This window comes from Salinimicrobium flavum, from assembly GCF_042684505.1.
Classification (GTDB): domain Bacteria; phylum Bacteroidota; class Bacteroidia; order Flavobacteriales; family Flavobacteriaceae; genus Salinimicrobium; species Salinimicrobium flavum.
Genome location: NZ_JBHULT010000005.1, coordinates 275,191 through 289,713 on the forward strand (window position 1 = coordinate 275,191; position 14,523 = coordinate 289,713).

Below are 14,523 nucleotides of genomic sequence, written 5' to 3' on the forward strand. Positions count from 1 at the left end.
GTGGATTATTCAACCGTTTGTGGTTTATCACAGTCTTTCGCTTCTTCGGGAAGTTTTCCGCAGTAACTACAGGCTTCGCCGTCCTTGTTCAAAAAAGGGCTTTGGCTGGCACAGGTCCCGCCGAATTTTCCATCTTTTTTTCCCCAGATCTTAATGGCAATGCCGGCGAAAGCAAGAGCTAATAGTATAAAGGTGATCAACAGAAGTTTCATATTGAAAATTTTGTGCAAAAATACGAATTAAAAGGCAGTATTTGAAAGGTGTACAGCAAAAATATTAAGATACGTTTGCACAGTTTAACTTAAGTTTACCGTAGTTGTTTGAGGTGTTCTGAAAATACGTAATACCTTGCGCCCCAGTAACTAATAAATTTGTTATTATGAATATGAAAAGGATGAGATTATCATTATTGCTCTTCGGAGCCATGACAATTGGACTTGTTTCTTGTCAGGACAAGGAGAGAAGTGAGAATGAGGCTGAAATTATTGAAGCTGAAGCTGAAAAAGAAGCCCGTCTTGCAGAAGATACCAGACTTGAAGAGGAGCGTCTCGACTGGGAGACCAACAGTGTTTTTACCCGTTCAAGTGAAGATGAAGAATTGACGACCTTCTCAAAGAACCTCGAGACAACAGAACTCTCGGCGACCTTTACTGAAGAAGAAGGACCTTTTACCATTTTTGCCCCTACTAATGTGGCGTATGAGAGTTTGAGTGCTGAGCAAAAAACTCAGATGGAAAGTAAGGAGAATCTTGATCAAAACCGTGCAATGTTGAATTACCTGGTTGTTGATGGTGAGATGACCTTAGAGCAGCTAAAAGAGGAAATTCAGAATGCAGATGGTAACTACACCCTTACTACCCAACAGGGAGAGGAACTAACAGCTTCTCTTAAGGGAGAAGATGTGGTGTTAACAGATGCTTCAGGAAATACGGCAACCATTACCCGCGCAGATGTAGATGCATCTAATGGGGTGGTTCATGTTATTGACGGGGTATTGATGCCTAAAGACCCTTCAGTGAATGCTGCGGCTACCAACAATGCAGACGAGCCTGTTGATGACCAGGAGGCTAATGAGCTGAATAACGTGAATAAAAGCGGAGAATAATCCGCTCATTTAGCGGAATTCATTAAAAAGAGACTGTTTCAAAAGATCGGGGTTGAGTTAGGTCATCCCGGTTCTTTACGAAGCAGTCTCTTTCATTATAATTATTTGCCACGAGTTTGTGGTATTAAAAAAAAGAGCCTGCTCAAAACGCAATTTTTGGGCAGGCTCTTTTTTGTTTCGCTCTGATACTCTAAAAGATATTTACTTCGGGTTGAAGTTCGATGCCAAAAAGCTCTTTTACGGTCTTTTGCACCTTTCCTGAAAGTTCAAGGATATCTTTTCCTGTTGCATTCCCATAGTTTACCAGTACAAGTGCCTGTTTGGAATGTACGCCGGCATCTCCTTCCCGATAACCCTTGAGTCCGGCACGATCAATAAGCCAGCCTGCAGGGATCTTCACATGGTCTTCATCGATCTTGTAAAAAGGCATTTCGGGATAATCTCTTTCCAGTTTCACACTTATTTCCCGTGGTACCACCGGATTCTTAAAAAAGCTTCCGCTGTTTCCTATTCTTTTAGGGTCGGGCAATTTGGACTGTCGAATTGCGATCACCGCTTCGGAAACATCCCTGATACCGGGCTCTTTTATACCCTTTTCCTGCAGGTAGGTGTCTAGGGAGCCGTAAGCGGTATTCAGCTTATGATCTTTTTTAGTAAGCCTGAAGTTTACAGTGGTAATGATATACCGTCCTTTTTCAGCATTTTTAAATATCGAGTCACGGTATCCAAATTTACATTCCTCACGGTTGAAAGTCCTTAACTCCAGGGTTTGAGTATCCAGTGCAGTGCATTGGTGAAAACGGTCTTTCATTTCCACCCCGTATGCCCCTATATTCTGAATTGGTGCAGTTCCCACATTACCGGGAATAAGGGAAAGATTTTCCAGCCCTCCAAAACCTTCTGAGATACAGAAAAGAACAAATTCATGCCAGTTTTCACCAGCCATGGCTTCTACGATGACATCTGCATCAGATTCTTCAACGATCTTTATACCCTTCATGTCAATATGAACCACTGTCTTCTCAATGTCCTGGGTGAGTAGCATATTGCTGCCCCCGCCAAGGATAAAGAGATCTGAAGCGTAGTTGTTTTTCAATACTTCCCGTAACTCTTCGACATTCTCTACAGAGATGAACTTGCGTGCAGTTACATCAATGCCAAAAGTGTTGAAAGCTTTCAGGGACATATGGGTGAAGGTTTGCATTATTCTATCCCTTATATACCTTTAATGCTGCTTTTAATATTTCTAATGCCCTTAAGAGATTTTCCTTTTTAAGTACATATGCGATCCTCACCTGGTTAAGTCCGGTGTTTGGTGTAGAGTAGAATCCGGCTGCCGGGGCAATCATAACGGTTTCGTTTTCCAGCTCAAAACTTTCAAGGAGCCATTTGGCGAAATCTTCAGCATCTTTTACAGGAAGTTCAGCTATACAATAAAAGGCTCCTTTTGGTTTAGCAACCTTCACGCCTTCGATCTTCTCCAGGCCTTCTACAAGTAAATTCCTTCTTGTTGTGTATTCGCTGATGACCTCGTCAAAATAATCCTGTGGCGTGTCTAAAGCAGCTTCACTGGCTATCTGTGCGAAAGTAGGAGGGCTTAGACGTGCCTGGGCAAATTTCATGGCCGTAGACATCACTTCTTTGTTCTTAGAGGCTAAACACCCTATTCGGGCTCCACACATGGAGTATCTTTTTGAAACAGAATCTATCATAATGGCGTTCTGCTCAATTCCTTTAACGCTCATAATGGAATAATGCTTCGCACCATCATAGGCGAATTCTCTGTAAACCTCGTCTGCCACTATGAAAAGATCATGTTTCTTTACAATTTCAGCAAGCTGGTCGATCTCTTCTTTGGTATATAGATAACCTGTTGGATTCCCCGGGTTACAGATCAGGATTGCCTTGGTTTTTGGGGTGATCAATTTTTCAAACTCTGAAATAGGAGGGAGCGCAAACCCATCTTCTATCTTCGATTTTACCGGAACCACCGTCACTCCTGAGGAAGTGGCAAATCCGTTATAGTTTGCGTAAAAAGGTTCGGGGATGATCACTTCATCACCTGCATCACAAATGCTTCCCATGGTGAAAAGAAGCGCTTCTGAACCACCCGTGGTAATGATAAGCTCATCGGGAGCTATATCAATATTGTGGTTCGTGTAATATTGGGATAGTTTGTTCCGGTAACTTTCAAATCCTGCCGAATGGCTGTAGGACAGAACTTCAATATCGTTGTTCTTTACAGCCGCAAGTGCTTTTTCCGGAGTTTTAATATCGGGTTGCCCTATGTTTAGCTGGTAAATTTTTCTACCTTTTTTTATAGCTGCTTCGGCGTAGGGAACTAACTTTCTTATAGGTGACTCGGGCATCGCCTGCCCTTTGTTTGAGATACTTGGCATAATCGTATTTTTTGGGCTACAAAGTTGCGAAATTATTATCTTACACATTGGTATTTTTCGTATTTTTTATCTGTTCTCAATCTTAACAAAATGCTCAAAACAGGTCTGTTTATCCTGCTTTTTATTTGCAATACCCTATTTGGATATTGCCAGGAGGGTTTTGTGATCGAAAAAGGCCGGAAACAGGCCAAAATTAAATTTCAGCTGGTAAGTAACCTTATCATTATTCCGGTTGAACTTAATGGAGTGGAATTATCCTTTTTACTGGATACCGGGGTTAATACTACGGTACTTCTCAACCTGGAGGAGGCAGACTCCCTTCAGCTTCGTGATGCTACAAAGATCGAGTTGCGGGGCCTTGGAGGGGAAGAGATCATTGAGGCATACAAATCTGAACACAACCGAATGAAAATTGGCCGGGCGATTTGTAATGAGCTTACCCTTTTCCTGATCTATGATGAAGATGTCAATTTTTCCCCACGACTGGGTATCCCGGTGCACGGGATCATTGGAACCGATTTTTTTAAAGATTTCATTGTGGAGATCAACTATGCACGTAAGTTCCTTCGTATACATGATCCTGAACGTTTCAGGAAGAACCTGAAAAGATACACCGGGGTTCCGTTACAATTCTTTCAGAATAAACCATACGTGAGAAGTAAAACCATTATAGAAGGAGAAGAAATTGAAACGGTATTACTGATAGATAACGGCCTAGGGGATGCACTTTGGCTGTTTAATGAGAATTCGGAGATCAAAATACCCGAAAAGTCTTTCGAGGATTTTCTTGGCCTTGGACTTTTAGGTGATGTTACCGGTAAAAGAAGCAGGATCACCTCTTTTGAACTGGGAGGTCATAAACTGGAGCAGGTTACAGCCGCTTTTCCTGACAGTGCTTCAGTACAGGGGCTTCGGTCTTTTGAAGAAAGGAACGGCAGCCTGGGAGGGGAGATCCTAAGAAGGTTCAATCTGGTGTTCGATTATTCAGCAGCAAAGATGTACCTGCGAAAAAACCGGAATTTCGGGGATGATTTTAATTATGATATGAGTGGAATTACCCTGGAACACAGCGGATTTGTGGTGGTAGAGACCTTCGTAAAAGTGCTGGAACCCGTATCTGCATTTGATAAAGGGGAAGAAGTCATCACCCACCGGCCCCAGTTAAAGAAAACTTTCGCCCTCCAGCCCGCTTTTACCATTGTTAGCATCAGGAAGAATTCCCCGGCAGAGAGGGCAGGACTGGAAGTGGGGGATAAGATACTTTCGGTAAACGCCAAACCCGTCTATAAATACCATCTGGAGGACCTCAATGCCTTGTTCTCTTCAGCAGAAGGGAAGAGAATAAAAATAAAAGTGAAGAGGGAAGAGGAGGAACTGGACTTTGAGTTCTTTTTGGAAAAATTGTTGTAAAAAAAAGCCCTTCCGAAGGGAAGGGCTTTATGATCATGAAGGTTTGTCCTAGCTTTCTCCTTCCAGAACTTTTCCTTTTATACTCAACTTTTTAGAAGGTTCATCGGCATTAGAATATACCATGATAGATTTCCTGATAGGTCCTACCCGGTTGGTATCATATTTAACCTTGATCTGTCCGGTTTCGCCAGGTGCGATAGGCTCTTCAGGCTTTTCAGGAATGGTACATCCGCAGCTTGAAGTTACATCGGTGATCACCAGAGGCGCTGTGCCTGTGTTAGTGAATTCAAAAACCCGTACTCCATCACTTCCTTTTTTAATTTCACCGTAATCTATTACATCAGATTTGAACTCCATTTTAGCCGTTTCCTGTGCCTGCACAGCAAAACCTGCAAAAATAAAGACGGCGATAGCTATTAATTTTTTCATAGTTCTTGGTTTTACAGAATTGTAAAGATAATCTTTATCTATAATAATTGGCAAATAAAATGTTTTCCAATTCATTGCCTTTTATAATCCTGAAGTTATATTTACTTTTGCATGATATTCCAAAAACCGCACCAAAGTATGTCTGTAGCATCAAAATACATAGCTCACGAAGTAGAAAATAAATGGTATGAATACTGGATGGAAAACAGGTATTTCCATTCTGAAGTTGATGAAAGAGAGCCATATACTATCGTGATCCCGCCGCCAAACGTTACTGGGGTGCTGCACATGGGGCATATGCTTAACAATACCATTCAGGATGTTTTGATCCGCAGGGCCCGCCTTAAAGGTTATAATGCCTGTTGGGTGCCCGGGACAGACCATGCTTCTATTGCTACCGAAGCAAAAGTGGTGGCCAAACTCAAGGCAGAAGGGATCGACAAAAATGACCTTTCCAGGGAGGAATTTTTGGAACATGCATGGGAATGGACCCATAAACATGGGGGGATCATCCTGGAACAGTTGAAAAAACTTGGAGCTTCCTGTGACTGGGAGCGTACTAAATTCACCATGGATGACGAGATGTCTGCATCTGTGATCAAGGTATTTGTTGACCTTTACAAGAAAGGGAAGATCTATCGCGGGTACCGTATGGTGAACTGGGATCCTGAGGCCAGGACCACACTCTCTGATGAGGAGGTGGTGTACCAGGAGCGCCAGGGCTTGCTCTATTATCTAAAGTATAAGATCGAAGGCAGTGACGATAGTCTAACCATAGCTACCACCCGACCGGAAACCATCCTGGGAGATACTGCCATCTGTATCAATCCAAATGACGAACGTTTCTCCCACCTGAAGGGTAAAAGGGCGATCGTGCCATTGTGTGAGCGTTCGGTACCCGTTATCGAAGATGACTATGTAGATATTGAATTTGGTACGGGATGTTTAAAAGTTACTCCGGCGCATGATGAAAATGACAAAGTGCTGGGGGACAAACACAACCTGGAGGTGATTGATATCTTTAACGATGATGCAACGCTTAATTCCTTCGGAATGCATTACGAAGGAATGGACCGTTTTGAAGCCAGGAAAAAGATCGTAAAAGAACTGGAAGAGAAGGGGATCCTGGTGAAGACCGAAGATCATGTCAATAAAATTGGTACCAGTGAACGTACCGGGGCAGTCATTGAACCTAAACTCAGCGATCAGTGGTTCCTTAACATGAAAGAACTTGCCCGGCCGGCACTTGATGCCGTACTTAACGGCGAAGTGAACCTGGTGCCCGATAAATTTGTGAACACCTACCGGCACTGGATGGAAAATGTGCGTGACTGGAATATTTCCCGTCAGCTCATATGGGGACAGCAAATACCGGCCTATTTTTACGGTTCAGGAAAAGAGGATTATGTAGTTGCAGAAACCAAAGAGGAGGCCTTACAAATGGCCATTGAAAAATCTGGTAATTCTGCCCTTACTGCAGATTCCCTTTCACAGGATAAAGATGCGCTTGATACCTGGTTCTCCTCATGGCTTTGGCCCATAAGTGTATTTAACGGGATCCTTGAACCCGATAATAAAGAGATCAATTATTACTATCCCACCAATGACCTGGTAACCGCTCCTGAAATTCTTTTCTTCTGGGTGGCACGTATGGTCATGGCAGGTTATGAATATAGAGGGGAAAAACCCTTCAATAATGTTTATTTGACCGGTATTGTTCGCGACAAACAGCGAAGGAAGATGTCAAAATCCCTGGGAAATTCACCGGATCCGCTTGGGCTAATAGAAGCCTATGGGGCAGATGGGGTACGTGTTGGAATGCTTTTAAGTTCTCCGGCAGGGAATGACCTCATGTTCGAAGAAGATCTTTGTAAACAGGGTAGCGCTTTCGTCAATAAAATATGGAATTCCTTTAAGCTGGTAAAAAGCTGGGAAGTTTCCGAAGAGAAAGAGCAGGCAGAATCATCGCGCATTGCTGTACAGTGGTACAAAGCCAAATTTCAGAGATCTTTGGCCGAGATCGAAGACCACTATAAGAAATATCGTATAAGCGATGCGTTAATGGCTACTTATAAACTGGTTTGGGACGATTACTGCTCCTGGTTCCTGGAGATGGTAAAACCACCTTTTGGGGAAGCAATGGACCTGGCCACCTTCAATGCGGTGACAGAGATCCTGGAGGATAATCTCAAAATATTGCATCCTTTCGTGCCATTTGTGTCTGAAGAGATCTGGCAAACGCTGAAGGAACGTACCAAAGAAGAAGCGTTGATCGTTTCTGCCTGGCCTGAGCCTAAAAACTTTGAGCAGTCTGTGATCGAGGAATTCTCGGTAGCCTCAGAAGTGATCTCGGGGGTAAGGAATATAAGGAAACAAAAAAATATCTCCCATAAAGATCAGCTCGAGCTGCAGGTATTAAACAATGAGAATATTTCTGCCACCTTTGATCCTGTTATTAAAAAAATGGGAAATATATCTTCCCTGACTTATGTAGACCAACAGGTCAAGGGAGCTTTGTCTTTCAGGGTAAAATCGAATGATTACTTCATCCCTGTGGCCGGAGCGGTTGATGTGGATGCTGAAAAAGCCAAACTGGAAGAGGAACTTGCCTATACCCGCGGATTCCTGAATTCGGTGGAAAAGAAGCTTTCCAATGAACGTTTCGTGAATAGTGCTCCTCCAAAAGTCGTGGAAATGGAACAGCAGAAAAAAGCCGATGCTGAGGCTAAATTAGAGGCCATTGAAGCCAGTTTGAAGGCGTTGGGAGTTTAAGGCAGGTTCAGCAGAACTTTATTTTTAGTACTTATACATTCCTATCCCGCCAAACCGGCGGGTAGGAACCTCTTAAATGAAATTTAAAAAATGAATTCTCCATCGTTCTCTCTTTCGAAATATACACCCTACAATGGGTGGGCGAAATAAGCCATCTCAAATTAAGTGATCTTTCCTTTAGGATTAAGAATTGCAGATAAACCGGCCGAAAGAATAGGTAGGTGAAGATTTAAACTTTCACAAATGGTCAACCCTGTTCAGGACTCCACACTTCACAAACTGAGAACCGACAACCGCCAACTGAATACTACCCGGGAATATGCTTATTCACCAGTTCAATATATTTTTGTTTGGCTTCTTTGGTGCTCATTCCCTTTACCTGGAGCAGGGCATTGAGTTTAAAGGCGTTCCTTACGTCGTCTTCACCTGAAGGGGTGTAGATACCTTCCTGTTCTGTCGCCTGTTTGTAATAGGCATAGAACTGCAGCATAATATCAGGAGGGAATTTTTGGGAAGTCCTGCTCGCCTTTTTATAGGCCTCCATGAATTCTTTGTCAACATTTTCGGGATACATTGTAAAAATGGTATTAAGGGAGATCGGCGATCACGCTCAAACCACCTTTTACTTTTTGATTAAGTTTTACTTTCAGGGGTGTTCCTACCGGAAGATAAACATCCACTCTGGAGCCAAACTTAATAAATCCGCTGTCGCTTCCCTGTACGACTTCTGCGCCAACTTCGGCGTAATTAACGATCCTTTTTGCCAGGGCACCTGCGATCTGCCTGTACATGACCTCACCTGCAACTTCATTCTCAACCACAACGGTAGTCCTTTCATTTTCCTCACTGGCCTTAGGGTGCCAGGCTACCAGGTATTTCCCGGGATGGTATTTGCTGTATTTGACTACCCCGCTTATGGGATGGCGTGTAACGTGCACATTGATGGGAGACATGAAAACAGAGATCATTAAACGCTGGTCCTTAAAATATTCTTTTTCATAGACCTCCTCAATCACTACCACTTTCCCATCTACCGGCGCCACAACGTGGGACTCATTAAAGACAGTATCTCGTTTGGGATTCCTGAAAAACTGAATAATCAGGAAGAACAGGATAAGGGTACCAATAAGGATAACCAGTCTTATCCATTCTGTAAAAATAAAAGTATATGCGGCCAGGTTAACAATGATCAGGAGGATCATTGCAACAGCCATTATTTTATATCCTTCTTTATGAAACATAATTAAGTAGTTGTAAGTAACCGTACACAAACGGGCTGGCAAAAATAATACTATCCAACCTGTCAAACAAGCCCCCGTGCCCCGGCATTAACTTTCCGCTGTCTTTTACGCCGGCCTGTCTTTTGAATTTCGACTGAATTAAGTCTCCAAGAGTTCCGAATATACTGAGAATGACGGCCATGCCAACCCAGGTGGGAACATCAAGCAGCCCTGTAAAAAAAAACACAAGATAACCACCAACGGCTGAAAATATTACCCCTCCAAGAAAGCCTTCAATCGTCTTTTTTGGCGAGATGCGTTCAAACAACTTGTTCTTTCCGAAGTTCTTACCTACAAGATAGGCAAAAGTATCATTAATCCAAATCAAACTGAAGATCCCTATAACGAGCTCGGGTGTGAAATCGCCGGTTATGCTGGGGATGAGCGTAAGAAAGATCAGGGAGGCTATCAAATAGAAAATTATGATAACGTATTTTTTCTTTTCAAAAAGAGGAATCTTATGAACTATCATAAGGTCCTTGACCAGGAAAAGGTTGACAAATATGGTGATGAGGAGTAAGGCCTGGGTGGCGTAGGGACTAAAGCGGGCATAGCTGAAAAAATAGAACAGCGTAAAAAGCAACAGGTAGCCCAGATAGCTTTTTAAATGCAGCAAACGTTGCAGTTCGCGTAAACAAATGACGCCAAAAAGAAGAAAAAGGGTGGTGAAGGCAAATTCCGATGATAAAATGGAAACTACAAGTATGGAAACATATAATACACCTGATAAACCCCGAATAATATTTTCCTTCATGCTATAGATCTTCCAGAAGCAGCAAATATAGGTTTTTTGTGCTACTTCCATAACTCATGAAGTCTCCTTCCTTATTATTCTCGAAATTTTTAATTGTTGTAATATTAGAAGGAATACGGTCTTTATTTTTAAATTTTATGCCTCTAAGGCCTTCCCCAATCGCATCAACAAGCTTGCTGGTTGAGGCAACGATCACGAAATCATAGGGAAGCTCGCGAAGTTTCTTTTCCTTGATCTGGTTAGAGGATATTAGGATGGAACCGTCATTGGCTATTAAATACTCGCAGGTGCTTAAGAAAAATGCAGCCTCGCCGGAATTGGTAAAATCCAGGTTATAATCAGAGAATCTTGACCTTAAATTGGGATCAAAACAGCAAACCTTTTTTTCATACCAATCATTCTCCAGCATGATGTTATCAAAAGCTTCCATCAATTCTTCATTGCTGTCGCAGTAAAGAAATTTACCTCCGTTGTTCTTAAAATTGAGCATGAAACGCTCATCAGTGGGTAACTTAACATCTGGCATATATTTGCTACGGTCAGAATTTTCTGGCTTGTCCTGACCTTTGTCTGATTTAGATTTAGGATTCAAAAAGTTTCTAAATAGACTCATAGAAGTTTTAGTTATTACACTAAGTAGCATTTAAACCAAAGGTAAAAAATCTTAACTTATAGTATAATTAAAGTTAAGATTTTTTACGGGTATGGACTTAATTTTCTTCTGAAGGCTTTTCCGAAGGGGAATCTTCAGTTCCGGTGGCTGTTGGAACAGTTTTTTCGGTCACGGTCTCTTCCTGTACAGGTTTCTTTTTAGCCCGGGAGCTTCCGCCCATGATCTCATCACGACTCTTGAAAGGTCTCTTTCCGAAGATCTCTTCCAGATTATCCTTAAAAATGACCTCTTTATCGAGCAGGATCTCGGCCAACTGGGTTAGCTTATCTTTGTTCGCTTGCAGAAGGTCAATGGCACGCTGATATTGTTGTTCAATAAGATTCGAGATCTCTTTATCGATCAATTCTGATGTTTTCTCACTGTATGGTTTGGTGAAATTATATTCACCCTGTCCTGAAGAGTCATGGTAAGTTAAGTTACCAATCTTGTCATTCAATCCATAAACAGTGACCATAGCACGAGCCTGTTTTGTAACCTTTTCAAGGTCGCTTAGAGCTCCTGTAGATATCTTGTTGAACATCACTTTTTCGGCTGCACGACCACCAAGGGCTGCACACATCTCGTCAAGCATCTGTTCAGGTCTTACAATAAGTCTCTCTTCAGGCAGGTACCAGGCAGCTCCCAGGGATTGTCCCCGTGGTACAATGGTAACTTTTACAAGCGGTGCAGCGTGCTCAAGGATCCAGCTCACTGTGGCATGTCCTGCTTCATGAAAAGCGATCGCCTGTTTTTCTTCAGGAGTAATGATCTTGTTCTTCTTCTCAAGTCCTCCCACGATACGATCTACCGCATCAAGGAAATCCTGTTTACCAACGGCAGTCTTGCCTTTACGGGCAGCAATAAGGGCTGCTTCATTACATACGTTGGCAATATCTGCACCCGAAAAACCGGGAGTTTGCTTTGCCATGAATTCTGTGTCCAGCTCATCTGCCACCTTTTTCAGGGGACGCAGGTGAACTTCAAATATTTCTTCTCTTTCTCTCACGTCCGGGAGATCCACATAGATCTGTCGGTCAAACCTTCCGGCTCTCATAAGGGCTTTATCCAGCACATCTGCACGGTTGGTGGCGGCAATTACGATCACGTTGGTGTTGGTACCAAACCCGTCCATTTCAGTCAGTAACTGGTTGAGGGTATTCTCACGCTCATCGTTGGACCCCGAAAAATTGCTTTTTCCACGGGCACGTCCAATGGCATCTATTTCATCAATAAATATAATTGCAGGAGATTTTTCCTTGGCCTGTTTGAAAAGGTCACGTACCCTTGAGGCACCTACCCCTACGAACATTTCCACGAAATCTGATCCTGACAGGGAGAAGAAAGGCACCTTTGCCTCTCCGGCCACAGCTTTCGCTAAAAGGGTCTTCCCGGTTCCAGGAGGCCCTACAAGTAAGGCACCCTTAGGGATCTTACCACCAAGATTAGTGTATTTGTCGGGATTCTTCAGGAAGTCAACGATCTCCTGTACTTCTTCTTTTGCGCCTTCAAGGCCCGCGACATCTTTAAAAGAAACCTTTACATCGGTATTTTGATCAAAAAGCTTAGCTTTTGATTTTCCAATATTAAAGATCTGTCCTCCTGCACCTCCACCGGCACCTCCGCTCATTCTACGCATAATGAAGATCCAGATCCCTATGATAAGGATAAATGGTAAAAGGGTAAGCAGGATATCTCCCCAAACGTTTTGCTGCGTCTCATAGGAGACAGGGGTGTCAAGGTTGTTTTCGGCCTTTATTTCCCTAATGTCATCTTCGAGGTTTTGAAGATCTCCAAATTCAAAAGTATACGCGGGAGATTCCCCACCCGGAAAAAGCTCTTCGGTAACTGCATTTTTATGGACATCTTTTTGCCTGGCTTCTTCAGTTAGGAAAACTCTACCCTGGTTGCGATTTACGATCACCACCTTTTTCACATCCCCTTGTTCAAGGTAATTCAGGAATTCAGCCGGATTTGTTTTGGCGGGTTCATTGAACCCGCTACCGGTAAAGAAGTTTATTCCCAGGAAAACCAGGATTATGGCTGCATAGATCCAGTAGGCACTGAATTTAGGCTTTTTGGGTTCTTTATTCTTAGGTTGCTCTTTGGCCATTCTTTCTTGCTTAAATCTTAATAGTTTGTTTCAATTGAAGTCACTTTGGCATCTCCCCAAAGACTTTCGATATCATAATATTCCCTGATATGTTTCTGAAAAACGTGAACCACAACATTCACGTAATCCATAAGTACCCATTCGGCATTATCTGAACCTTCTACATGCCAGGGCTTATCTTTCAATGATTTACTAACTGATTTTTGTATGGAATTCACTATTGCGTTTACCTGCGTATTTGAAGTTCCGTTGCAGATAACGAAATAATCACAAACGGTATTTTCTATTTCTCGTAAATCCAGGATCTCTATATCATTTCCTTTTACTTCCTCAATCCCCTTGATTATGTGTGCGATAAGTATGTCGTTGTTCGTTTCTTTTTTTGTCATTAAATTTTATTTCTTTGCGCAAAGTTATTACTTTTTACTCTTTTTGAGCCTTGGTTTTTTATAACATTTAACGCCTTCATTATTCAACACTCTCTTATGCACCTTATCAAAGTTAATGCCATCAACTCCACCAATTCTTTCGCCCGTGAGCTGTTTAAGGAAAATAAGGCAGTACCGGTCACTTGTATACTCGCAAAAAAGCAGTTGCAAGGGAGAGGGCAGAGGGGCACCACCTGGGAATCTGAAGAAGGTCAAAACCTTACTTTCAGTGTCCTATACCCTCATCCAGGCATCCCACCCGCCAATCAATTCCTGCTTAGTGCGGCTGTGGCTGCAGCCCTGGTGCAGGGGCTTCAAAAATTCGGGTTGCCAAAACTTAAGGTGAAATGGCCGAACGACATTCTGTCAGCAAATAATAAAATTGCAGGCATCCTTATCGAAAATGTCATAACAGAGGGGCAGTTAACGGCAAGTATCATAGGGATAGGATTAAATGTGAATCAGGAGCAGTTTCCTCACCTCCCGGCCGCAGGGTCTATGTACACGGTTTCAGGTAAAAAATATGAGCCTCAAGAGGTGCTGGATGTGCTTCTTAATGAACTTGAAAACCGGTTGGACCTGCTTTCGAACCAGAGTGCCGCAGCGATACTGCAGGACTATAAAGACCGGTTGTTTCGCTTTGGGATTCCTTCAACTTTTGAACGGCCTGATGCAAGCCGGTTTACCGGCATCATAGCCGGGGTGAAGGCTTCGGGGGAATTGATCGTAAGAACAGAAGATGACCTCCTGCAGGAATTTGACCTGAAGGAGATCAAACTATGTTATTGATCACAGTTTTGAGGTGTTCTCTGCAAGGGTTGCAATGAATTTCTTCAGCGGTCCTTTTACCATCATCGCCATCATCGTATTGAACTTCCCGTGGAAGAACAATTGCGCCTCGCTCTGGCCGGGCCCTGCATTCTCAATGATGACATCAAGGGAAAAGTTGAACTTATCTGACGTAGACCCCAGTACGATAAATTCCGGTTCACGGGTCTCTTTGATCTGAAGTTCAATTTCGGGCATGCCTTTAAGGGCAAAAGAGAAGGTGTCTTGTGACTTCACCTCAAATTTCTCTTTACTCTCGGGCATGATCTGTTCGTAATTCTCGACATTCGTCAAAAAATTATAAAGCTCCTGTTGGCTTTTTTGAACAGTTACTTTCTGACTTTCTAATTCCATAG

Annotated in this window: 15 protein-coding genes; 4 read left to right on the forward strand and 11 right to left on the reverse strand. The window is 42.8% G+C overall.

Annotated elements, in window-relative coordinates:
* Nucleotides 1-5: 5 nt before the first annotated feature.
* Nucleotides 6-212, reverse strand: a complete 207-nt coding sequence (locus ACFSTG_RS01685; protein WP_380747832.1) for a membrane or secreted protein — start codon at nt 210-212, stop codon at nt 6-8.
* A 167-nt stretch (nt 213-379) separates the two neighbouring features.
* On the opposite strand from ACFSTG_RS01685, the gene ACFSTG_RS01690 reads away from it, so the two are divergent.
* The gene (locus tag ACFSTG_RS01690; RefSeq protein WP_380747834.1) at nt 380-1,105 is read left to right on the forward strand and encodes a fasciclin domain-containing protein; all 726 of its coding nucleotides are present in this window, start codon (nt 380-382) and stop codon (nt 1,103-1,105) included.
* Nucleotides 1,106-1,295: 190 nt separating this feature from the next.
* Here ACFSTG_RS01690 and murB read toward each other — a convergent pair whose 3' ends face one another.
* Nucleotides 1,296-2,309, reverse strand: coding sequence for a UDP-N-acetylmuramate dehydrogenase (murB, locus tag ACFSTG_RS01695; RefSeq protein WP_380747836.1), 1,014 nt, complete (start codon nt 2,307-2,309; stop codon nt 1,296-1,298).
* 4 nt (nt 2,310-2,313) lie between these two features.
* Nucleotides 2,314-3,504: a pyridoxal phosphate-dependent aminotransferase gene (locus tag ACFSTG_RS01700; RefSeq protein ID WP_380747839.1), complete on the reverse strand. Its 1,191-nt coding sequence runs from the start codon at nt 3,502-3,504 to the stop codon at nt 2,314-2,316.
* A 90-nt stretch (nt 3,505-3,594) separates the two neighbouring features.
* Here ACFSTG_RS01700 and ACFSTG_RS01705 point away from each other — a divergent pair, with 90 nt between their 5' ends.
* On the forward strand, nt 3,595-4,914 hold the full coding sequence (locus tag ACFSTG_RS01705) for an aspartyl protease family protein (protein WP_380747841.1): 1,320 nt from the start codon (nt 3,595-3,597) through the stop codon (nt 4,912-4,914).
* Nucleotides 4,915-4,962: 48 nt separating this feature from the next.
* On the opposite strand, the gene ACFSTG_RS01710 is transcribed toward ACFSTG_RS01705, so the two are convergent.
* Nucleotides 4,963-5,343, reverse strand: coding sequence for a DUF1573 domain-containing protein (locus ACFSTG_RS01710; RefSeq protein ID WP_380747843.1), 381 nt, complete (start codon nt 5,341-5,343; stop codon nt 4,963-4,965).
* A gap of 138 nt (nt 5,344-5,481) precedes the next feature.
* Between ACFSTG_RS01710 and ACFSTG_RS01715 the strand changes: the two genes are divergently transcribed.
* On the forward strand, nt 5,482-8,115 hold the full coding sequence (locus ACFSTG_RS01715; RefSeq protein ID WP_380747845.1) for a valine--tRNA ligase: 2,634 nt from the start codon (nt 5,482-5,484) through the stop codon (nt 8,113-8,115).
* 307 nt (nt 8,116-8,422) lie between these two features.
* Here ACFSTG_RS01715 and ACFSTG_RS01720 read toward each other — a convergent pair whose 3' ends face one another.
* From ACFSTG_RS01720 to rsfS, 6 genes are all read right to left on the reverse strand, one after another.
* Nucleotides 8,423-8,689 carry an acyl-CoA-binding protein gene (locus tag ACFSTG_RS01720; RefSeq protein WP_380747847.1) on the reverse strand — a complete coding sequence of 89 codons (267 nt, stop codon included), beginning with the start codon at nt 8,687-8,689 and terminating at the stop codon, nt 8,423-8,425.
* 13 nt (nt 8,690-8,702) lie between these two features.
* Nucleotides 8,703-9,356, reverse strand: a complete 654-nt coding sequence (locus ACFSTG_RS01725) for a phosphatidylserine decarboxylase family protein (RefSeq protein WP_380747849.1) — start codon at nt 9,354-9,356, stop codon at nt 8,703-8,705.
* Nucleotides 9,346-10,149 carry a phosphatidate cytidylyltransferase gene (locus tag ACFSTG_RS01730; RefSeq protein WP_380748418.1) on the reverse strand — a complete coding sequence of 268 codons (804 nt, stop codon included), beginning with the start codon at nt 10,147-10,149 and terminating at the stop codon, nt 9,346-9,348. The genes ACFSTG_RS01725 and ACFSTG_RS01730 overlap by 11 nt, the downstream gene beginning before the upstream one ends.
* Nucleotide 10,150: 1 nt before the next feature.
* Nucleotides 10,151-10,762 (reverse strand): LUD domain-containing protein, encoded by a 612-nt coding sequence (locus ACFSTG_RS01735; protein WP_380747851.1) that lies wholly within the window; start codon nt 10,760-10,762, stop codon nt 10,151-10,153.
* A 97-nt stretch (nt 10,763-10,859) separates the two neighbouring features.
* Entirely contained in the window at nt 10,860-12,911 is a 2,052-nt protein-coding gene (gene ftsH / locus ACFSTG_RS01740) for an ATP-dependent zinc metalloprotease FtsH (protein WP_380747853.1), read from the reverse strand.
* 17 nt (nt 12,912-12,928) lie between these two features.
* Nucleotides 12,929-13,300 (reverse strand): ribosome silencing factor, encoded by a 372-nt coding sequence (gene rsfS / locus ACFSTG_RS01745; protein WP_380747855.1) that lies wholly within the window; start codon nt 13,298-13,300, stop codon nt 12,929-12,931.
* Nucleotides 13,301-13,396: 96 nt separating this feature from the next.
* On the opposite strand from rsfS, the gene ACFSTG_RS01750 reads away from it, so the two are divergent.
* The gene (locus tag ACFSTG_RS01750) at nt 13,397-14,128 is read left to right on the forward strand and encodes a biotin--[acetyl-CoA-carboxylase] ligase (protein WP_380747857.1); all 732 of its coding nucleotides are present in this window, start codon (nt 13,397-13,399) and stop codon (nt 14,126-14,128) included.
* On the opposite strand, the gene ACFSTG_RS01755 is transcribed toward ACFSTG_RS01750, so the two are convergent.
* Entirely contained in the window at nt 14,129-14,521 is a 393-nt protein-coding gene (locus tag ACFSTG_RS01755; RefSeq protein WP_380747859.1) for an SRPBCC family protein, read from the reverse strand.
* Nucleotides 14,522-14,523: the final 2 nt, after the last annotated feature.